Raw genomic sequence first — 18,488 nt, 5'->3', positions numbered from 1 at the left:
TCAGAAATACCCCTGACGTTTCTTTTCTTCCATGGATCCGGCGCCATCGTGGTCGATGACCCGGCCCTGGCGTTCGGAGGTGCGGGTGAGCAGCATCTCCTGGATGATGTCCGTCAGCGTGGTCGCCTGGGACTCCACCGCGCCGGTCAGGGGGTAGCAGCCAAGGGTACGGAAGCGCACCTGGCGCTTGTGGATGCGTGCCTTCTCCTCGAGCGAGAGGTGTTCGAGGATACGGTCGTCGTCGATCATGAGCAGGGTGCCGTTCTTCTCGATCACCTCGCGCTCGGCGGCGAAGTAGAGCGGCACGATCGGGATGCCTTCGAGATAGATGTACTGCCAGATATCCAGCTCGGTCCAGTTGGACAGCGGAAAGACGCGGATCGATTCGCCCTTGTTGGTCTTGCCGTTGTAGATGTTCCACAGCTCGGGGCGCTGGTTCTTCGGGTCCCAGCGGTGCTTGCTGTCGCGGAAGGAGTAGACGCGCTCCTTGGCCCGGGACTTCTCCTCGTCCCGGCGGGCGCCGCCGAAGGCCGCGTCGAAGCCGTACTTGTCCAGCGCCTGCTTGAGGCCCTGGGTCTTCATGATGTCGGTGTGCTTGGCGCTGCCATGGGTGAAGGGATTGATGCCCTGGGCGACCCCTTCCGGATTCTTGTGCACCAGGAGATCGAGGCCCATGTCGGCGACCATGCGATCGCGGAATTCGTACATGGCCTGGAACTTCCAGCCGGTGTCCACGTGGAGTACCGGGAACGGCAGCTTGCCGGGAAAGAAGGCCTTGCGGGCCAGGTGCAGCATCACGGCCGAGTCCTTGCCGATGGAATACAGCATGACCGGATTGTCGAACTCGGCGGCCACTTCACGGATGATGTGGATGCTTTCCGCCTCAAGCTGTTTGAGGTGCGTCTGTTTGTCGAGCATGGCTACTCACGATTGCAGAAAGGTGGCCTAGGAGATGTCCGTGGCGGCATCCAGTCGACTGGACGCACCGGACAGAGCGGGCCGTGGACGAAACTCAACCTTATCATAGGCAATGGTTATGGCCCGCCAGGCCATCTAGATCCAGAAGTTATATGCTTATGACGCTCAGGCGGGATTGTCACAGTCAATGAAGAGGTGCCGGATACCCAGCTGCCCGGCTAGATAGTCGCCCAGCGCCTGTACGCCATAGCGCTCGGTGGCATGGTGGCCGGCGGCGAAGAAACTCACGCCGTTCTCGCGGGCACTGTGCACCGTCTGCTCGGATACCTCACCGGTCAGATAGGCATCCACCCCGGCGGCGATGGCCTGGTCGATATAGCCCTGGGCGCCACCGGTGCACCAGGCCAGGCGCCGGATCGATCGCCCGCCGTCGACCACCAGTGGCTCGCGTTGCAGTACCTCCGCCACCTGCCGAGCGAAGTCCGCGGCGGACCGTGGCTGTGGCAACTCGCCTTGCCAGATCAGCCCCTTGGCATCGCCCGGCAGTGGCCGGATATCCTGCAGGCCCAGGCGGCGCCCCAGCTGGACGTTGTTGCCCACCTCGGGATGGACGTCCAGCGGCAGGTGATAGGCCAGCAGGCTGATGTCGTGGCTCAGCAGCGTCTTGATCCGCCGGTGCTTCATGCCGATGAGGCGGGCGTCCTCGTTTTTCCAGAAATAGCCATGGTGCACCAGGATGGCATCGGCCCCGGCCGCCACGGCGGCGTCCAGCAGCCGCTGGGAGGCGGTGACGCCACTGACCAGCAGGCGCACCTGCTCGCGGCCCTGGACCTGCAGGCCATTGGGGCAATAATCCTGGATACGGGTCGACTCCAGGTAGCGGTCGGCGGTCTCCACCAGTTGATCAAGGGACAGGGTCACGGACGGCTTACCTCCTCGCTGGCGGCGCCACAGCGTGTCTTCGGGTGGCGCCGCTCCTTATAATGCCCGCCAGCTTATCCGGCGCACCCCGGGTGGACAAATTCAAGGATGTGATCGATGTACAAGGCTTTGCGTTATCTCGGCTGGCCCGTGCTGTGCGGTCTGCTCGTTGCGGCCCTGATCATGCAGCGCTATCCGCAATGGCTCGGCCTGCCCGCCCAGCCGCCGCTGTTCGAGGCGGCCCAGGCGCCCGCGAATTCCCGCCAGCAGGGACCGGTCTCCTATGCCGACGCGGCGAGTCGCGCCGCGCCGGCGGTCGTGTCGCTGCGCTCGACCAAGGCGGCCAAGCCGGGCAAGGCCGGCGACACGGCCAGTGACCGCAAGGGCGCCACCAAACCGGTGGAGGAGCTCAGCCTGGGCTCGGCCGTGCTGATGAGCCATGACGGTTATCTGCTGACCAACAACCACGTGACCCTCGACGCCGAATCCATCGTGGTGGCGCTCGCCGACGGTCGCCAGACCCTGGCCAAGCTGATCGGCAACGATCCGGCCACGGACCTTGCCGTGCTCAAGATCGACCTGCCCAACCTGCCGGCCATCTCGGTGGGCGATTCGACCGCCATCCGCATCGGTGACGTGGTGCTGGCCATCGGCAATCCCTTCGGCGTCGGCCAGACCGTGACCATGGGGATCATCAGCGCCACCGGCCGCAACCAGCTGGGTCTCAATACCTACGAGGATTTCATCCAGACCGATGCGGCGATCAACCTGGGCAATTCGGGCGGGGCGCTGGTGGATGCCAACGGCAATCTGATCGGCATCAACACCGCCATCCTCTCCGGCGGCTCCCAGGGCATCGGCTTCGCCATCCCGATCAAGCTGGCCATGGAGGTCATGCGCTCGATCATCCAGCATGGCCAGGTCATCCGCGGCTGGCTGGGGGTGGCGGTGGAGGTGATCACGCCAGAGCTGGTCAAGACCTACGGCCTGAAGGTCGACCAGGGCATCGTGGTGACGGATATCGATCCGGAAGGACCGGCGCACAAGGGCGGCCTGCGCGCGGGCGACGTCTTGGTCAAGCTGGCGGGCCAACCGATCAGGGACGGCCGGCTGGCGATGAACCAGATCGCCCGCAAGCAGCCTGGCGACAGCATCCCCATCGAGGTGCTGCGCCAGGACAAGACCGTGCAGGTCAAGGTTACCGTCGGGCTGCGCCCCCTGATGGAGAAGGCGCGCTAGCCGCGGACGTCCCTCAGAGGGTATCGAGGGCCGTGATCAACGCCTGATTCTGCGCGGGAGTACCGATGGTGATGCGCAGGAAGTCGGCGATGCGTTCGGGGCGGCTGAAGTGGCGCACGATGACACCATGCTCACGCAAGCCCGCGGCCAGCACCGCCCCGCCCTTCTGCACATGACGGGCGAAGATGAAGTTGGCGGCCGAGGGCAGGACCTCGAAGCCGCGCGCCAGCAACTGGCCGACCAGCGCTTCGCGGCTTTCGACCACTTGCCGGCAGGTCTCGTCGAAATAGGCACTATCCTCAAAGGCGGCGACCGCGCCGGCCAGGGCCAGGCGATCCAGCGGATAGGAGTTGAAGCTGTTCTTGATCCGCTCCAGGGCTTCCATCAGCGGCGCCTGGCCCATGGCCAGGCCCACCCGCAGACCCGCCAGGGAGCGGGACTTGGACAGCGTCTGGGTCACCACCAGATTGGGATGGCGCTCGATCAGGGCGACCGCCGACTCCGCCCCGAAGTCGACATAGGCCTCGTCCACCACCACCACCGAAGTCGGATTGCCGGCGACGATGCGCTCGATGGCGTCCAGCGCCAGGGCGCTGCCGGTCGGCGCATTGGGGTTGGGGAAGATGATCCCGCCATTGGGGCGCAGGTAGTCCTCGGGGACGATCTGGAAATCCTCGTCCAGCGCCGGGGTCTCGAAGGCGATGTCGTAGAGGCCGCAATAGACCGGATAGAAGCTGTAGCTGATGTCCGGGAACAGGACGGGTCGGCCATGGCCGAACAGCCCCAGGAAGATGTGCGCCAGCACCTCGTCCGAGCCGTTGCCGACGAAGACCTGGTCGCTCTGGATGCCGTAGTAGCGAGCGACGGCATCCTTCAGCGCCTGACCGTTGGGGTCGGGATAGAGGCGCAGGTCGTCGGTGGCCGCGGCGCGGATGGCGTCCAGCGCCCGCGGCGACGGACCGTAGGGATTCTCGTTGGTGTTGAGCTTGACCAGGTTGGTCAGCCTGGGCTGCTCACCCGGCACATAGGGCACCAGATTCTTGACGAAGGGACTCCAGAGTTCACTCATGCCTGCTCCTCCTGAATACGGTATTCGGCACTGCGGGCGTGGGCGGTCAGGGACTCGCCACGCGCCAGGACCGAGGCGACCCGGCCCAGCGCCGAAGCGCCAGCGGCCGAGCAGTGGATGATCGAGGAACGCTTCTGGAAGTCGTACACGCCCAGGGGCGAGGAGAAGCGCGCGGTGCCCGAGGTCGGCAGCACATGGTTGGGACCGGCGCAGTAGTCGCCCAGGGCCTCGGCCGTGTAGCGACCCATGAAGATGGCGCCGGCATGGCGAATCTTGGGCAGCCACTGCTCGGGCTCGGCGACGGACAGCTCCAGGTGTTCGGGGGCGATGCGGTTGGCCACCTCGATGGCCTGGGCCATGTCGGCGACCTGGATCAGCGCACCGCGGCCTTCCAGGGAGGCGCGGATGATGTCGGCGCGTTCCATCTCCGGTAGCAACCGGGCGATGCTGGCCGCCACGGCGTCGAGGAAGCCGGCGTCCGGACTGACCAGGATGGCCTGGGCGTCCTCGTCGTGCTCGGCCTGGGAAAACAGGTCCATGGCGATCCAGTCGGGATCGGTCTGACCATCGCAGACCACCAGGATCTCGGATGGGCCGGCGATCATGTCGATGCCGACCTTGCCGAACACGTGACGCTTGGCGGTGGCGACATAGATGTTGCCGGGACCGACGATCTTGTCCACCGGCGGTACGCTTTCGGTGCCATAGGCCAGCGCGGCCACGGCTTGGGCGCCGCCTATGGTGAAGACGCGATCGACACCGGCCAGGGCCGCGGCGGCCAGCACCAGTTCGTTGACCTCGCCGCGGGGCGTCGGCACCACCATGACCACCTCGCGCACGCCGGCGACCTTGGCAGGAATGGCGTTCATCAGCACCGAGGACGGATAGGAGGCCTTGCCCCCTGGCACATAGAGACCGGCACGATCCAGCGGGGTGACCTGCTGGCCGAGCACCGTGCCATCGGCCTCCTGGTACTGCCAGGAATCCTGGCGCTGCTTTTCGTGATAACGGCGCACGCGCTCGGCAGCGGCTTCCAGCGCGGTGCGCTGTTCCGGCGTGATCCGGGTCAGGGCTTCCTCCAGGCGCGCACGCGGCAGGATGAGGTCGCTCATGCACGTCGTTTCGACACCGTCGAAGCGCCGGGTGTATTCGAGCAAGGCCTGATCGCCCTGATGACGGACGTCGGCGATGATCGCCAGGACCCGCTGGTTGATGTCGGCGTCGGACACCCCTTCCCAGCTCAGCAGATGATCCAGATGCTCGGCGAAATCCGGAGCGGCGGCGGCGAGTCGGCGGATGGCGAGCGGAGCGGTCATGGCGGATCCTCTTCAGGAGAGCGAAAGGGGCGCCCGAGAGTAACAGCCGGCTCCGTGTGGGCGCCCGACAATTTGGCTATGGCACGGATAGGCGAAGCTGGAGGGATGGAATCAGCCTGGGCCAGCATTCGGCATGCCGGCCAGGACTCAGGCGCCGCGCGCCTCGACGGCGTGGCGCAGGGTCTCGATGAGCGCCTGGATACGACCGTGCTGCATCTTCATCGAGGCCTTGTTGACGATCAAGCGCGAGCTGATGTGGGCGATCAGCTCCTGGGGTTCGAGACCGTTGGCCTTGAGGGTATTGCCGGTGTCGACCACGTCGATGATCTTGTCGGCCAGCCCCACCAGCGGTGCCAGCTCCATGGACCCGTACAGCTTGATGATGTCGACCTGGCGGCCCTGCTCGGCATAGTAGCGCTTGGCGACGTTGACGAACTTGGTCGCCACCCGCAGCCGGCCACGCGGCGCCGGAGCGCCCACGGCGCCCGCGGTCATCAGCTTGCAGCGGGCGATGCGCAGGTCCAGCGGCTCATAGAGGCCATCGCCGCCGTATTCCATCAGCACGTCCTTGCCGGCCACGCCCAGGTCCGCGGCGCCATGCTCCACATAGGTGGGCACGTCGGTGGCGCGGACGATGAGCAGGCGCACATCCTCCTGGGTGGTCGGGATGATGAGCTTGCGGCTCTTGTCCGGATTCTCGGTCGGCGCGATCCCCGCCGCCGCCAGCAGCGGCAGGGTGTCGTCGAGGATACGGCCCTTGGACAGGGCGATGGTCAGCATCGGAGGTCCTTACTTGGGCGTACGACGGATCTTGGCGCCGAGCAGCTGGAATTTCTCCTCGATGCATTCGTAGCCGCGGTCGATGTGGTAGATGCGATCGATCAGGGTATCGCCTTCGGCCACCAGGGCGGCGATGACCAGGCTCGCCGAGGCGCGCAGGTCGGTCGCCATGACTGGGGCGGCCTTGAGGCGCTGGACGCCGGTGACGATGGCGGCATTGCCTTCGATGGCGATGTTGGCGCCCATGCGCACCATCTCGTGAACGTGCATGAAGCGGTTCTCGAAGATGGTCTCGACCACGGTACCGGTGCCTTCGGCGACGGCGTTCATGGAGATGAACTGGGCCTGCATGTCGGTGGGGAACGCCGGGTAGGGCGCCGTGCGGATGTTGACCGCGCGGGGGCGATTGCCCTTCATGTCCAGCTCGATCCAGTTGCTGCCGGTGGAGATGTGGGCACCGGCTTCTTCCAGCTTGGCCAGCACGGCCTCGAGGATGGTCGGATCGGTGTCCTTGAGTTTGACGCGGCCGCGGGTGGCAGCGGCCGCGACCAGGTAGCTACCGGTCTCGATGCGGTCCGGCAGCACCGAATAGGTGGCGCCGCCCAGGCGCTCGACGCCTTCCACGGTGATGGTGTCGGTACCGGCGCCCTGGATGTTGGCACCCATGGCGATCAGGCAGTTGGCCAGATCGACGACCTCGGGCTCGCGGGCGGCGTTCTGGATCACGCTGCGACCCTTGGCCAGGGTGGCGGCCATCAGCACGTTCTCGGTACCGGTCACGCTGACGGTATCGAAATAGTAGTGGGCACCGCGCAGGCCGCCAGCGGGCGCCTTGGCCTTGATGTAGCCGCCTTCCACGGTGATCTTGGCACCCATCGCCTCCAGGCCGCGCAGGTGCAGATCGACCGGACGCGAGCCGATGGCGCAGCCACCGGGCAGCGCGACTTCCGCTTCGCCGAAGCGCGCGACCATCGGGCCTAGCACCAGGATCGAGGCGCGCATGGTCTTGACCAGCTCATAGGGCGCGACCAGGGTCTTGATGCTGGACGCATCCACCTCGACGTTGAGCTTTTCGCCGATCACCGGCTGGACGCCCATGCGACCGAACAGCTCGATCATGGTGGTGATGTCGTGCAGGTGCGGCAGGTTGGCGATGGTCACCGGAGTGTCGGCAAGCAGGGTCGCGGCCAGGATCGGCAGGGCGGAGTTCTTGGCCCCGGAAATGCGAATTTCACCGTTCAGGCAGTTGCCGCCGGTAATGATCAGTTTGTCCATAGCGAGTTCTCGGCGCTGCGAATCAGGCGCGTTCGGCCCAGGCAGCACGGGTGAAGAATTTCATGGTGACAGCATGGATGCTGCCATCGGCGATCTGCGGCTGGAGATGGGAGTAGACCTGCTGCTGACGCTTGACCGGGCTGAGTGCCTGGAGCTCGTCGCTGATCAGGTAGAGCTGGAAGTTGCAGCCCTCGCCTTCCACTTCGACCTGGGTATCGGCCAGTTTTGCCTCCAGGAGGCTTTTGACTTCTTGGGCCTGCATGGCGGCACCTCGGCAATCTAGTACAGCCGGCGATCATACAAAAAAACCGGCTGTACGGCGACTGCGATGACCGTTACCCGTGAGTGTCGTCCGCCAGGGGCAGCAGTTCGAGGGCATCCGAGACGTCGGCGATCTGCCGCAACTCGGAGGGCAGGCCGGCGATGGTCAGCGGACGGCCCGCGGCCTGGGCATCGCGGAGCCAGGCCAGCAACAGCGCCAGGCCGGCGCTGTTGGAGCGTTCGACACCGGCACAATCGAGTACCAGAGGCCCGCTCCCCTGACCGATCAGCGCCCTGCCCTGCTCGCGCAGGGTGGGCACATTGGCGTGCTCGAGCACGCCCGACAGGTGCAGTCGAGCGCCTTGGCCAGTGATGGCGGCGCGACTCACGAACCGACCTTGGCCTTCTGGGCCTCGGGAGAATCCTTGGCCTTGGCCACGGTGCCCGCCCAGTTGTTGATGGTCTTGTCCAGGTCGTTGCCGTTTTCCTGCATCGCCTGTGCGAACTGGTCGCGGAACAGCTTGCCGAGGTTCAGGCCATTGATGATGACGTTGCGCACCTTCCAGTCATTGCCCTGCTTGACCATGCTGTACTGCACCGGGTACACGGCACCGTTGTTGCCCTTGACCTCCATGCCCACGCTGGTGCGATCGGGACCGTCGGACGGACCTTCGGGCAGTACCCGGATACCCTGGTTGTTGTACTCCAGCAGCGCATTGCCATAGAACTGCATCAGGCTGCGCTTGAAGTTCTCCTGGAAGCGCGTCATCTGCTCGGGCGAGGCGCTGCGGCTGTAGCGCACGGTCATGATGCTGCGCGAGATGCCTTCGGCATCCACCACCGGGCCGAGGATGTTGTTGAGCGACTCGTAGAAGGCTTCCGGGCTGCTGCGATACTTGTCGCGATTGGCCTCGAGATCGCTGAGCAGGGTGGTGGTGGTCTGCTGGATCACGTCGTGGGCCGAGGGTGCCGCCTGGGACACCAGTGGCAGCAGGGCCAGGATCGCGATCACTCCGTGACGAAGTAGCTTGAGCATGGAGAAGCCTCTCATCATTTATTGGCGGAAGAGTCTTTATTGACCGAATTGAGCAGGAATTTGCCGATCAGGTCTTCGAGAACCAGGGAGGATTGTGTATCTCGAATGGTCGAGCCTTCCTTGAGCACCTGTTCGTCACCGCCCACGCTGATGCCGATGTATTTCTCGCCGAGCAGGCCGGCGGTCAGGATCGAGGCGATGGAGTCGGTCGGCAGGTTGTCCACCTGCTTGTCGATCTGCATGGTGACCCGGCCGCGGTAGCTGTTGCGGTCGAGATCGATGGCGGTGACCTTGCCGATGGTCACCCCCGACAGGGTCACCCGCGATCTCACGGTGAGACCGGCGATGTTGTCGAAGTAGGCATAGACCTTGTAGGTATCGTGATGGTCGCTCATCGTCAGACCGCTTACCCGCAGCGCCAGCAACAGCAGTGCGAGCACGCCGGCCAGCAGGAAGAGTCCGACACCGATTTCCTGGGTGCGGGTTTGCATCAGAGATCTCCAAACATCAGGGCGGTAAGAATGAAGTCGAGGCCGAGCACGGCAAGCGACGCATAGACGACGGTACGGGTAGTGGCACGGCCGATGCCTTCGGAGGTCGGCTCGCAGTCATACCCCTGGAAGACGGCGACCCAGGTCACCACGAAGGCGAACACCAGGCTCTTGATCACGCCGTTGAGCACGTCGCTGAGCATCACGCTGTTCTGCATGGTGGCCCAGAAGGAGCCGTCGTAGACGCCGAGCCAGTCGATGGCGACCATGGCCGCGCCCCAGATGCCCACCACGTTGAACATGGCGGCCAGCAGCGGCATGGAAATGAAGCCGGCCCAGAAACGCGGCGCGACGATGTACTTGAGCGGATCCACGCCGATCATTTCCAGGCTGGACAGCTGCTCGGTGGATTTCATGTTGCCGATCTCGGCGGTCAGGGCGGAACCCGCCCGACCGGCGAACAGCAAGGCCGTCACCACCGGGCCGAGTTCGCGCAGCAGCGTCAGGGCGACCATCTGCCCTACCGCCTGCTCGGAGCCGTACTTGACCAGGATGTTGTAGCCCTGCAGGGCGATCACCATGCCGATGAAGAAGCCCGACACCACGATGATCGGCAGCGACATCACCCCCACGGAATAGAGTTGCTTGCCCAGCAGCTGCAGGCCACTACCTACGCCACCGCGACCGAACACCGCCAGCAGCAGGACGATGACCGAGCGACCGATGGCCGCCACGACGTCCAGCCCGGCACGGCCCAGTCGACGAATCCGCTCCACGGCGGAGACCTTACGCATCAGTGTTTCCCCAGCAAGGCATCGCGCAGATCCGGCGCGGCATAGTGGAAGGGTACCGGGCCATCGGGGATGCCCTGCATGAACTGGCGAACCCGCGGATCCGGCGATTCGCGCAATTCCTTAGGCGTGCCCTGCCCCAGCACCTTGGTATCGCCCACCACATAGAGGTAGTCGGCGATGCTGGCGGTCTCGGCCAGGTCGTGGGAGACCACGATGCTGGTCAACCCCAGCGCCTGGTTGAGCAGGCGGATGAGGCGTACCAGCACGCCCATGGCGATGGGGTCCTGGCCGACGAAGGGCTCGTCGTACATGAGGATCTGCGGATCCAGGGCGATGGCCCGCGCCAGGGCGACCCGGCGCTTCATGCCGCCGGACAGCTCGTCCGGCATCAGCTCGACGGCACCGCGCAAGCCCACCGCCTGCAGCTTGAGCAGGACGATGTCGCGGATCATCTCTTCGGGCAGCTTGGTGTGCACGCGCAGCGGAAAGGCCACGTTCTCGAAGACATCGAGATCGGTGAACAGCGCGCCGCTCTGGAACAGCACGCCCATCTGCCGGCGCATGTCGAACAGCTCGCCGCGGGACAGCTGCGGCAGGTTGGCGCCATTGACCCAGATCTCGCCGCTGCTCGGTCGCAACTGGGCGGCGATGAGGCGCAACAGGGTGGTCTTGCCACTGCCGGACGGTCCCATGATCCCGGTGACCTTGCCCCGCGGGATGCGGATATCGACCCGGTCGTAGATGAGACGCGTGCCGCGCTTGAAGGAAACGCCCTTTAGCTCCACGGCGTACGGGCTATCGACGGTCATCGAGACTCCTAAGGTTCAACTCTGTGCAGGGAGACGCCGCTCCGCCGCTTCAGGGCACGCGGCTCTCGCGTTCGGCGGCCCCGGCAAAAGGGCGGCACTATAGCATTCGTTGCCGATGAGACTCCTGAACTGCGAGCGACGTTGCTGAGTGCCGCGGCTTTGCGCATATAATTTCCGATTGTCCCGTCACCTGCCTTCTGACCCATGCCCGACTCAATAGATTTCATCGCTTCCGCCAAGCGCACCATAGATGTAGAGCGCGCGGCAGTGGCCGCCCTGGGCGAACGCATCGACGAAAGCTTTGCCGCCGCCTGTCGCCGACTGCTCGCTTGCCGTGGGCGCATCGTGGTCCTGGGCATGGGCAAATCCGGGCATGTCGGCAACAAGATCGCCGCGACCCTGGCCAGCACCGGCAGTCCGGCCTTCTTCGTGCACCCGGCGGAAGCCAGCCATGGCGACATGGGCATGATCACCCGCGATGACGTCATCATCGCCATCTCCCAGTCGGGCACCTCCAGCGAGATCCTCACCCTGCTGCCGCTGATCAAGCGCCTCGGCGTCCCGCTGATCAGCTTTGCCGGCAATCCTGCCTCGCCCCTGGCCAAGGCCGCGGACGTCAACCTGGACACCAGCGTCGCCACCGAGGCCTGCCCGCTCAATCTGGCGCCCACCTCCTCCACCACCGTCGCCCTGGTGCTGGGCGATGCCCTGGCCATCGCGCTACTCGAGGCGCGCGGCTTCACCGCCGAGGATTTCGCCTTTTCCCACCCAGGTGGCGCCCTGGGCCGGCGCCTGCTGCTCAAGGTGGAAAACGTCATGCATGCCGGCGCCGACCTGCCGCAGGTCGGCGAAGACACCCTGGTATCCGATGCCCTGCTGGAAATGTCGCGCAAGGGCCTGGGCATGACCAGCGTGCTGGCGGCCGATGGCCGTCTCGCCGGCATCTTCACCGACGGCGACCTGCGCCGCGCCCTGGATCGCGGCATCGACGTGCGCACTACGGCGATCGCAACCGTGATGACCCGCGGTGGTCGAACCGCCAGGGCGCAGATGCTCGCCGCCGAGGCGCTGAAGATCATGGAAGAGCACAAGATCAACGCGCTGGTGGTGATCGATGACGAGCGCCGGCCGATCGGCGCCCTCAACATGGGCGACCTGCTACGCGCCGGGGTGCTGTAGGCCGGGTTATACTGCCCGACCAATACGCCGCAATCTCGTGTTCAACCCGCCGCCCACTGGTGCGGCCCACCACAGGTACCCTCATGTTTCGCAGCTTGCGCCGCCCCGTGCTGTTGGTCCTGATCGCCGCCGCGCTCATCGCGATCGGCTACTGGAACATCCTGCCGCAGCGCTTCGTCGATGCTCCGGCGTCGTCGACCCCGCAAGACAGCGCCATCGACGGCTATGCCCTCAATACCCGGACGATCCAGTATCGCCTGGACGGCAAGATCCAGTACGAACTCAAGGCCGAGCGCAGCGAACACGTCAAGGCGACCGACGTCACCCTGGTGACCCGGCCCGACATGCTGGCCTTTCGCGGTACCGACTATCCCTGGCACATTCGCAGTGCCCGTGCCGAGGTCGCCCCCGGTGGCAGTCAGGCGGAGCTGATCGATGACGTGCGCGTCGAGCGTACCGACGAAAAAGGCCGCCCGGTGGTGTTGACCACCACCCGCATGACCGTCTTTCCTGACAAACAATATGCGCAAACCGAGCAAGCCGTTAGAATCGAGGCCGCCAATGGGGTGACCACGGCCAATGGCATGAAAGCGTATCTAGAAGACGGCAGAATGCTCCTGCTGTCCAACGTAAGAGGCCAGCATGAGGTTCGTTAAAACCCTCCCCTTCCTGTTCACCCTCGGCGCCACTTTTGGCAGCGCCGCGGCTTGGGCCCTGCCGACCGATCGCACCCAGCCGATCCGCGTGCAGGCCGACAGCGCCGAGCTCGACGACAAGCAGGGCGTGGCCGTGTACCGCGGAGACGTGGTCATTACCCAGGGCAGCATGAAGATCACCGGCAACACCGTGACCTTGACCCAGGACAACCAGGGCAACATCAAGGTCGCCACCGCAGTGGGCAAACCGGCCTACTACGAGCAGAAGCCCTCGGCCGACAAGGACATCGTCAAGGCCTATGGTCTGACGATCCAGTATTTCGCCCAGGAAAATCGCATCATCCTGATCGATCAGGCCAAGGTGGTCCAACAGGGCAACACCTTCGAAGGCGAGAAGATCGTCTACGACACCCAGCGCCAGATCGTCAACGCCGGGCGCGCCAACGGCAGCAAGGTCACCACGCCACGGCCGCGGATCGACATGGTCATCCAACCCAAGGATCAGCAGCAGCCGGGGCAGGGACAATGACGGTCACGCTCAAAGCCCAGCATCTGGCCAAGAGCTACAAGGGTCGTCAGGTCGTTCGCGACGTCAGCGTCAGCATCGACAGTGGTCAGATCGTCGGCCTGCTCGGCCCGAACGGCGCTGGCAAGACCACCTGTTTCTACATGATCGTCGGCCTGGTCAAGGCCGATCAGGGTCGCGTGCTGATCGACGATCAGGATGTCACCGCCCTGCCCATGCATGGCCGGGCCCGCGCCGGGATCGGCTACCTGCCGCAGGAAGCCTCGATCTTTCGCAAGCTGACCGTGGCCGACAACATCCTCGGTATCCTGGAGACCCGCAAGGATCTGGACAAGGCCGGTCGCCTGCGCGAGCTCGAAAGCCTCCTGCAGGAATTCCACATCACCCATATCCGCGACAACCGCGGCATGAGCCTGTCGGGTGGTGAAAGACGCCGCGTCGAGATCGCTCGCGCTCTGGCCACCGCACCCAAGTTCATCCTGCTGGACGAACCCTTCGCCGGCGTGGACCCCATCTCGGTGGGCGACATCAAGCAGATCATTCGCCACCTCAAGGCCAAGGGTATCGGTGTGCTCATCACCGACCACAATGTCCGGGAAACCCTGACCATCTGCGAAACGGCCTATATCGTCAACGACGGCCAGCTCATCGCCGAGGGTACCGCCGAGGAAGTCCTCGCCAACGACCTGGTCAAGGAAGTCTATCTGGGCCACGAATTCCGCCTCTAGGCAAACCCGGGGAAACAAGGCATATAATTTGCTAACGCTCGCAGGGTTCGCGAGGTTCGGTGGCGCTGTTCGCGTCGGTAGACAAGGTGTATTTCCGCAGCCATGAAACCATCGCTAGTCCTCAAGATGGGCCAGCAGCTGACGATGACGCCGCAGCTGCAACAAGCCATACGTCTGCTTCAGCTCTCGACGCTCGACTTGCAGCAGGAAATCCAGGAAGCCCTGGAATCCAATCCGATGCTGGAACGCCAGGAAGAAGGTGAAGACTTCGACCAGAGCGAAGCCTCGAGCGAAGGCGATGAGAGCTCGGGCGCGGGCAACATGGAAACCACCTTCAAGGAAACCTCGGTCGCCGTCAACGAGATGGCCGACGACTCCGAATGGAGCGAGCGTATCCCCAGCGACAGCGAGCTGCCGGTCGATACCGCCTGGGAAGACATCTACCAGACCAGCGCCAGCAGCCTGCCCAGCAATGACGACGACGAGTGGGATTTCACCACCCGCACCTCGGCGGGCGAGAGCCTGCAGACTCACCTGCTCTGGCAGCTCAACCTGGCGCCCATGTCGGATCTCGATCGCCTGATCGCCGTGGCGATCATTGACGGCATCGATACCGACGGCTATCTGCAGGAAAGCCTCGAAGACATCCATGCTTCGCTGGATCCCGAGCTGGAAGTCGATCTCGATGAAGTCGAGGTGGTCCTCAGACGCGTCCAGCAATTCGAGCCGGCCGGTGTCGCCGCTCGCAACCTGCGCGAATGCCTGCTGATCCAGCTGGCCCAGCTACCGGCCAATCTCCCCCTCCTCGGCGAGGCCAGGCGCTTGGTCAGCGACTACCTCGATCTGCTCGGCAGCCGCGACTATGCGCAGCTGATGCGGCGCATGAAGATCAAGGAAGACGAGCTCAAGCCCGTCATCGAACTGATCCAGACCCTGCATCCGCGTCCCGGCTCGCAGATCGAATCCGGCGAAGCCGAATACGTGGTACCGGACGTCATCGTCCGCAAGCACAACGAGCGCTGGCTGGTGGAGCTCAATCAGGAAGCCGTGCCGCGCCTGCGGGTCAATCCCCAATACGCCGGCTTCGTCAAGCGTGCCGACAGCAGCGCCGACAACACCTACATGCGCAACCAGCTGCAGGAAGCGCGCTGGTTCATCAAGAGCCTGCAGAGCCGCAACGAGACCCTGATGAAGGTGGCGACCCAGATCGTCGAGCACCAGCGCGGTTTTCTCGAATACGGCGAAGAGGCGATGAAGCCGCTGGTCCTGCATGACATCGCCGAGGCGGTGGGCATGCACGAGTCGACCATCTCCCGGGTGACCACCCAGAAGTTCATGCATACCCCGCGTGGCATCTACGAACTCAAGTATTTCTTCTCCAGCCACGTCAGCACCGCCGAGGGGGGCGAATGCTCCTCCACCGCGATCCGCGCGATCATCAAGAAATTGGTGGCGGCGGAAAACGCGAAAAAGCCGTTGAGTGACAGCAAGATCGCTGGTTTACTGGAATCGCAAGGTATACAAGTCGCTCGTCGCACGGTGGCTAAGTATCGGGAATCCCTGGGTATCGCTCCGTCCAGCGAACGCAAGCGTCTCATCTGACGCGTCCTGATGTGTGACCGTGCTTCGTTCGATCCTTGTCATGTCGGCGAGCAGCTTCGCCGATCGCAGCCCGGCAATAAGGAGAAGCGGTATGCAAGTCAACATCAGTGGCCATCAGCTTGAAGTGACAGAAGCCCTGCGTGACTACATCGGCGAGAAACTCGCCCGCCTCGAACGGCACTTCGACCGTATTACCAACGTCCAGGTCATCCTAGAAGTGGACAAGCTCAAGCAGAAAGCCGAAGCCACCCTGCACGTCGCCGGCGCCGCGGTGGTCGCCAATGCCGAGCACGACGACATGTATGCCGCCATCGATCTCCTGGCCGACAAGCTCGACCGCCAACTGATTAAACACAAGGAAAAATCGATCGAACGCCAGCAGGGCGTCGGCGTCCGCTGAGGTTTCGATCGCCGCTTTATGATCAGACTCGAAAACATCCTGACCCCCGGCCGCACCCAGACGGGTGCGCCGGGTGGCAGTAAAGCCGCTGTACTGGAACGCATCGCCGAGCTGGCCGCGCAGGAACTGCCCGGCCACGACGCGGCGCACATCCATGAATGCCTGATGGCGCGCGAGCGCCTGGGTTCGACCGGTTTCGGCAATGGCATCGCCATTCCCCACTGCCGCCTGGCAGGCCTGCAACAACCGCTGTGCGTGCTGTTCCACCTGCAGCAACCGGTGGACTTCGACTCCCTGGACGGCGCTCCGGTAGACCTGGTGTTCGTTCTGCTGGTACCGGAAGCCGCCACCGAGCAGCACCTCACCTTGCTACGCCAGATCGCCGGCATCCTGGATCGCGCCGACATCCGCGAGCGGCTGCGCAAGGCCAAGGACAGCCAGGCGCTCTATCAGATCGTCGTCGAGGCCCAGAGCGGACACTGACATGCACCTCATCATCGTGAGCGGACGTTCCGGGTCGGGCAAGAGTACGGCGCTCAACGTGCTTGAGGACAATGGCTTCTATTGCATCGACAACCTGCCGGCCAGTCTGTTGCCCGATCTCGCCCAGCATGCCCTGACCGACATGGAGCGACCCCAGCCCAAGGTCGCCCTGTCCATCGATGCACGCAACCTGCCCAGTCAGTTGCAACGCTTTCCCGAATTGCTCGAACAGGTGCGCAGCCGCAACATCCGCTGCGATGTCCTCTACCTGGACGCCGATGACCAGACACTGCTCAAGCGCTTTTCCGAGACGCGTCGCCGGCATCCGCTGTCCAACCAGGAAAGATCCCTGGCCGAGGCCATTCACGACGAGCAGGTGCTGCTGTCGCCCATCGCTGATCTCTCCGACCTGAAGATCGACACCACCCACCTGAATCTCTATCAGCTACGCGACATCCTCAAGTTGCGCCTGCTGAACGCACCCGAGCCCGGCACCGCCTATCTGGTGGAGTCCTTCGGCTTCAAGCGGGGCCTGCCGGTGGACGCGGACATGGTGTTCGATGTGCGCTTCCTGCCCAATCCCTACTGGAAACCGGACCTGCGCGACTTTTCCGGACTGGATGCCCCGGTACGCGAATATCTCGAGCAACAGCCCGAGGTAGAGACCCTGTACAATGACATCCGCGATTACCTGGTGAAGTGGCTGCCGCGTTTTGCCGCCAACAACAGGTCCTATGTGACCGTGGCCATTGGCTGTACCGGGGGTCATCACCGTTCGGTCTATCTGGCCGATCGCCTGGGTCGCGAACTCAAAGACCTACTCAAGAACGTCCAGATTCGTCATCGCGATCTCTGACGCCCGTTTCGTTTCGACAAGGACAGACTCAATGCCTGCCCAACAGATCACCATCATCAACAAGCTGGGCCTGCACGCCCGTGCGGCTGCCAAGTTCGTCGGCGTGGCCGGCCGCTATCCTGCCAGCATTCGCGTCGGCCGCAGCGGCGAGCCGCCAGTGGATGGCAAGAGCATCATGGCGGTCATGATGCTGGCCGCTGGCAAGGGCACGGTGCTGCAACTGGAAACCGAGGGTGAACAGAGCGACGAGGCCATGCGCGCCCTGGTCGAGCTGATCAACAATTACTTCGACGAAGGTGAGTGACCGGTATCCGTCACCAGGCCCGTCGCTCACCCCATGAAAAAAGCCGCCCTAGGGCGGCTTTTTCTATTGCACGTCGACTCAGGCGTTCAACGCCGCTTCGTAGCGACGGGACACTTCCGGCCAGTTGATGACGTTGAAGAAGGCACCGATGTACTCGGGACGACGGTTCTGGTAGCGCAGGTAGTAGGCATGCTCCCAGACGTCCAGGCCGAGGACCGGGGTGTTGCCGGTCATCAGCGGGCTGTCTTGGTTACCGGTGCTCTCGACCACCAGCTTCTTCTCGGGGGTGACACTCAGCCAGGCCCAGCCGCTGCCGAAGCGAGTCAGGGCAGCCTTGGTGAAGGCTTCCTTGAAGGCGTCGAAGCCGCCCAGCTGGGACTCGATGGCTTCGGCCAGGGCGCCTTCGGGCTTGCCGCCGGCGTTGGGGGCCATCACGGTCCAGAACAGGCTGTGGTTGGCATGGCCGCCACCGTTGTTCTGTACGGCGCCGCGCTTGTCCTGGGGCAGCTTGTCCAGCTGGCGAACCACGTCTTCGGCGGACAGGTTGGCGAACTCGGTGCCTTCCAGCGCCGCGTTCAGGTTGTTGATGTAGGTCTGGTGGTGCTTGGTATGGTGGATTTCCATGGTCTGGGCATCGACGTGCGGTTCCAGCGCGTCGTAGGCGTAGGGCAGCTGAGGCAGAGTATGCGGCATGCGGATTGTCTCCATGGTGGCTTTGGTATGGACCCACCGCCCTTGGGCGATGGGGTGTACGGCTGGTGCGCCACGGCGCACCGTCTGAAGCCTTGGCCGTCCGATCAGCGGATTCGACCGCACGGCTATGTCCTAGTGCATTGCTAGGATAC

The 18,488-nt window shown here is 64.1% G+C and carries 23 protein-coding genes; 10 read left to right on the top strand and 13 right to left on the bottom strand.

Translation table 11 applies throughout. The features are described 5' to 3' along the window. Positions 1-918, bottom strand: coding sequence for a sulfate adenylyltransferase subunit CysD (gene cysD / locus RCF34_RS08180; RefSeq protein ID WP_308707731.1), 918 nt, complete (start codon positions 916-918; stop codon positions 1-3). Positions 919-1,083: 165 nt separating this feature from the next. Further along, positions 1,084-1,839: a Nif3-like dinuclear metal center hexameric protein gene (locus RCF34_RS08175; protein WP_308707730.1), complete on the bottom strand. Its 756-nt coding sequence runs from the start codon at positions 1,837-1,839 to the stop codon at positions 1,084-1,086. A gap of 117 nt (positions 1,840-1,956) precedes the next feature. On the opposite strand from RCF34_RS08175, the gene RCF34_RS08170 reads away from it, so the two are divergent. Further along, positions 1,957-3,078 carry a S1C family serine protease gene (locus tag RCF34_RS08170; RefSeq protein ID WP_273808727.1) on the top strand — a complete coding sequence of 374 codons (1,122 nt, stop codon included), beginning with the start codon at positions 1,957-1,959 and terminating at the stop codon, positions 3,076-3,078. Between the two features lie 13 nt (positions 3,079-3,091). Here RCF34_RS08170 and hisC read toward each other — a convergent pair whose 3' ends face one another. From hisC to RCF34_RS08120, 10 genes are all read right to left on the bottom strand, one after another. Further along, complete coding sequence (gene hisC / locus RCF34_RS08165) at positions 3,092-4,147, bottom strand: histidinol-phosphate transaminase (RefSeq protein ID WP_308707729.1); 1,056 nt, start codon at positions 4,145-4,147, stop codon at positions 3,092-3,094. Beyond that, complete coding sequence (gene hisD / locus RCF34_RS08160; protein WP_308707728.1) at positions 4,144-5,463, bottom strand: histidinol dehydrogenase; 1,320 nt, start codon at positions 5,461-5,463, stop codon at positions 4,144-4,146. The genes hisC and hisD overlap by 4 nt, the downstream gene beginning before the upstream one ends. Before the next feature lie 147 nt (positions 5,464-5,610). Next, positions 5,611-6,243, bottom strand: a complete 633-nt coding sequence (hisG, locus tag RCF34_RS08155; protein ID WP_308707727.1) for an ATP phosphoribosyltransferase — start codon at positions 6,241-6,243, stop codon at positions 5,611-5,613. A 9-nt stretch (positions 6,244-6,252) separates the two neighbouring features. Further along, positions 6,253-7,518, bottom strand: coding sequence for a UDP-N-acetylglucosamine 1-carboxyvinyltransferase (gene murA / locus RCF34_RS08150; protein ID WP_187978688.1), 1,266 nt, complete (start codon positions 7,516-7,518; stop codon positions 6,253-6,255). Positions 7,519-7,540: 22 nt separating this feature from the next. Beyond that, entirely contained in the window at positions 7,541-7,780 is a 240-nt protein-coding gene (locus tag RCF34_RS08145; protein ID WP_007159508.1) for a BolA family protein, read from the bottom strand. A gap of 73 nt (positions 7,781-7,853) precedes the next feature. Beyond that, a complete protein-coding gene (locus tag RCF34_RS08140) occupies positions 7,854-8,168 on the bottom strand; it encodes an STAS domain-containing protein (protein WP_308707726.1) in 315 nt (104 codons plus the stop codon). Beyond that, positions 8,165-8,815 carry an ABC transporter substrate-binding protein gene (locus RCF34_RS08135; RefSeq protein ID WP_308707725.1) on the bottom strand — a complete coding sequence of 217 codons (651 nt, stop codon included), beginning with the start codon at positions 8,813-8,815 and terminating at the stop codon, positions 8,165-8,167. Before RCF34_RS08135 ends, RCF34_RS08140 begins: the two co-directional genes overlap by 4 nt. Before the next feature lie 14 nt (positions 8,816-8,829). Next, complete coding sequence (mlaD, locus tag RCF34_RS08130; protein ID WP_308707724.1) at positions 8,830-9,306, bottom strand: outer membrane lipid asymmetry maintenance protein MlaD; 477 nt, start codon at positions 9,304-9,306, stop codon at positions 8,830-8,832. Beyond that, positions 9,306-10,100, bottom strand: coding sequence for a lipid asymmetry maintenance ABC transporter permease subunit MlaE (gene mlaE, locus RCF34_RS08125; protein WP_007159512.1), 795 nt, complete (start codon positions 10,098-10,100; stop codon positions 9,306-9,308). The genes mlaD and mlaE overlap by 1 nt, the downstream gene beginning before the upstream one ends. Continuing rightward, positions 10,100-10,909, bottom strand: a complete 810-nt coding sequence (locus tag RCF34_RS08120) for an ATP-binding cassette domain-containing protein (RefSeq protein WP_187978685.1) — start codon at positions 10,907-10,909, stop codon at positions 10,100-10,102. Before RCF34_RS08120 ends, mlaE begins: the two co-directional genes overlap by 1 nt. A gap of 204 nt (positions 10,910-11,113) precedes the next feature. Between RCF34_RS08120 and RCF34_RS08115 the strand changes: the two genes are divergently transcribed. The 9 genes from RCF34_RS08115 to RCF34_RS08075 all read left to right on the top strand — a co-directional run bounded on the left by RCF34_RS08115 (position 11,114) and on the right by RCF34_RS08075 (position 17,643). Continuing rightward, the gene (locus RCF34_RS08115; protein ID WP_308707723.1) at positions 11,114-12,088 is read left to right on the top strand and encodes a KpsF/GutQ family sugar-phosphate isomerase; all 975 of its coding nucleotides are present in this window, start codon (positions 11,114-11,116) and stop codon (positions 12,086-12,088) included. A gap of 83 nt (positions 12,089-12,171) precedes the next feature. Then, positions 12,172-12,744: an LPS export ABC transporter periplasmic protein LptC gene (gene lptC / locus RCF34_RS08110; protein WP_007159515.1), complete on the top strand. Its 573-nt coding sequence runs from the start codon at positions 12,172-12,174 to the stop codon at positions 12,742-12,744. Next, positions 12,731-13,273: a lipopolysaccharide transport periplasmic protein LptA gene (gene lptA, locus RCF34_RS08105; protein WP_308707722.1), complete on the top strand. Its 543-nt coding sequence runs from the start codon at positions 12,731-12,733 to the stop codon at positions 13,271-13,273. The genes lptC and lptA overlap by 14 nt, the downstream gene beginning before the upstream one ends. Next, complete coding sequence (lptB, locus tag RCF34_RS08100; protein WP_017640054.1) at positions 13,270-13,998, top strand: LPS export ABC transporter ATP-binding protein; 729 nt, start codon at positions 13,270-13,272, stop codon at positions 13,996-13,998. The genes lptA and lptB overlap by 4 nt, the downstream gene beginning before the upstream one ends. 102 nt (positions 13,999-14,100) lie before the next feature. Next, entirely contained in the window at positions 14,101-15,600 is a 1,500-nt protein-coding gene (locus RCF34_RS08095; protein WP_308707721.1) for an RNA polymerase factor sigma-54, read from the top strand. Positions 15,601-15,691: 91 nt separating this feature from the next. Further along, on the top strand, positions 15,692-16,000 hold the full coding sequence (gene hpf, locus RCF34_RS08090; protein ID WP_007159519.1) for a ribosome hibernation-promoting factor, HPF/YfiA family: 309 nt from the start codon (positions 15,692-15,694) through the stop codon (positions 15,998-16,000). An 18-nt stretch (positions 16,001-16,018) separates the two neighbouring features. After that, positions 16,019-16,483 (top strand): PTS IIA-like nitrogen regulatory protein PtsN, encoded by a 465-nt coding sequence (gene ptsN / locus RCF34_RS08085; protein WP_007159520.1) that lies wholly within the window; start codon positions 16,019-16,021, stop codon positions 16,481-16,483. A 1-nt stretch (position 16,484) separates the two neighbouring features. Then, a complete protein-coding gene (gene rapZ, locus RCF34_RS08080; RefSeq protein ID WP_308707720.1) occupies positions 16,485-17,339 on the top strand; it encodes an RNase adapter RapZ in 855 nt (284 codons plus the stop codon). A gap of 31 nt (positions 17,340-17,370) precedes the next feature. Beyond that, positions 17,371-17,643: an HPr family phosphocarrier protein gene (locus RCF34_RS08075; RefSeq protein ID WP_133859842.1), complete on the top strand. Its 273-nt coding sequence runs from the start codon at positions 17,371-17,373 to the stop codon at positions 17,641-17,643. Positions 17,644-17,721: 78 nt separating this feature from the next. On the opposite strand, the gene RCF34_RS08070 is transcribed toward RCF34_RS08075, so the two are convergent. Then, on the bottom strand, positions 17,722-18,336 hold the full coding sequence (locus tag RCF34_RS08070) for a superoxide dismutase (RefSeq protein ID WP_308707719.1): 615 nt from the start codon (positions 18,334-18,336) through the stop codon (positions 17,722-17,724). Positions 18,337-18,488: the final 152 nt, after the last annotated feature.

It is taken from the genome of Pseudomonas sp. 102515 (genome assembly GCF_031085165.1).
Taxonomy (GTDB): Bacteria; Pseudomonadota; Gammaproteobacteria; order Pseudomonadales; family Pseudomonadaceae; genus Chryseomonas.
This window is presented reverse-complemented; position numbering and strand designations above follow the sequence as displayed.

Coding starts and splice junctions, on each gene's coding strand:
- cysD (WP_308707731.1), bottom strand. CDS start 918: ATGCTCGACAAACAGACGCACCTCAAACAGCTTGAGGCGGAAAGCATC.
- RCF34_RS08170 (WP_273808727.1), top strand. CDS start 1,957: ATGTACAAGGCTTTGCGTTATCTCGGCTGGCCCGTGCTGTGCGGTCTG.
- hisC (WP_308707729.1), bottom strand. CDS start 4,147: ATGAGTGAACTCTGGAGTCCCTTCGTCAAGAATCTGGTGCCCTATGTG.
- hisD (WP_308707728.1), bottom strand. CDS start 5,463: ATGACCGCTCCGCTCGCCATCCGCCGACTCGCCGCCGCCGCTCCGGAT.
- hisG (WP_308707727.1), bottom strand. CDS start 6,243: ATGCTGACCATCGCCCTGTCCAAGGGCCGTATCCTCGACGACACCCTG.
- murA (WP_187978688.1), bottom strand. CDS start 7,518: ATGGACAAACTGATCATTACCGGCGGCAACTGCCTGAACGGTGAAATT.
- RCF34_RS08145 (WP_007159508.1), bottom strand. CDS start 7,780: ATGCAGGCCCAAGAAGTCAAAAGCCTCCTGGAGGCAAAACTGGCCGAT.
- RCF34_RS08135 (WP_308707725.1), bottom strand. CDS start 8,815: ATGCTCAAGCTACTTCGTCACGGAGTGATCGCGATCCTGGCCCTGCTG.
- mlaD (WP_308707724.1), bottom strand. CDS start 9,306: ATGCAAACCCGCACCCAGGAAATCGGTGTCGGACTCTTCCTGCTGGCC.
- mlaE (WP_007159512.1), bottom strand. CDS start 10,100: ATGCGTAAGGTCTCCGCCGTGGAGCGGATTCGTCGACTGGGCCGTGCC.
- RCF34_RS08120 (WP_187978685.1), bottom strand. CDS start 10,909: ATGACCGTCGATAGCCCGTACGCCGTGGAGCTAAAGGGCGTTTCCTTC.
- RCF34_RS08115 (WP_308707723.1), top strand. CDS start 11,114: ATGCCCGACTCAATAGATTTCATCGCTTCCGCCAAGCGCACCATAGAT.
- lptC (WP_007159515.1), top strand. CDS start 12,172: ATGTTTCGCAGCTTGCGCCGCCCCGTGCTGTTGGTCCTGATCGCCGCC.
- lptA (WP_308707722.1), top strand. CDS start 12,731: ATGAGGTTCGTTAAAACCCTCCCCTTCCTGTTCACCCTCGGCGCCACT.
- lptB (WP_017640054.1), top strand. CDS start 13,270: ATGACGGTCACGCTCAAAGCCCAGCATCTGGCCAAGAGCTACAAGGGT.
- RCF34_RS08095 (WP_308707721.1), top strand. CDS start 14,101: ATGAAACCATCGCTAGTCCTCAAGATGGGCCAGCAGCTGACGATGACG.
- hpf (WP_007159519.1), top strand. CDS start 15,692: ATGCAAGTCAACATCAGTGGCCATCAGCTTGAAGTGACAGAAGCCCTG.
- ptsN (WP_007159520.1), top strand. CDS start 16,019: ATGATCAGACTCGAAAACATCCTGACCCCCGGCCGCACCCAGACGGGT.
- rapZ (WP_308707720.1), top strand. CDS start 16,485: ATGCACCTCATCATCGTGAGCGGACGTTCCGGGTCGGGCAAGAGTACG.
- RCF34_RS08075 (WP_133859842.1), top strand. CDS start 17,371: ATGCCTGCCCAACAGATCACCATCATCAACAAGCTGGGCCTGCACGCC.
- RCF34_RS08070 (WP_308707719.1), bottom strand. CDS start 18,336: ATGCCGCATACTCTGCCTCAGCTGCCCTACGCCTACGACGCGCTGGAA.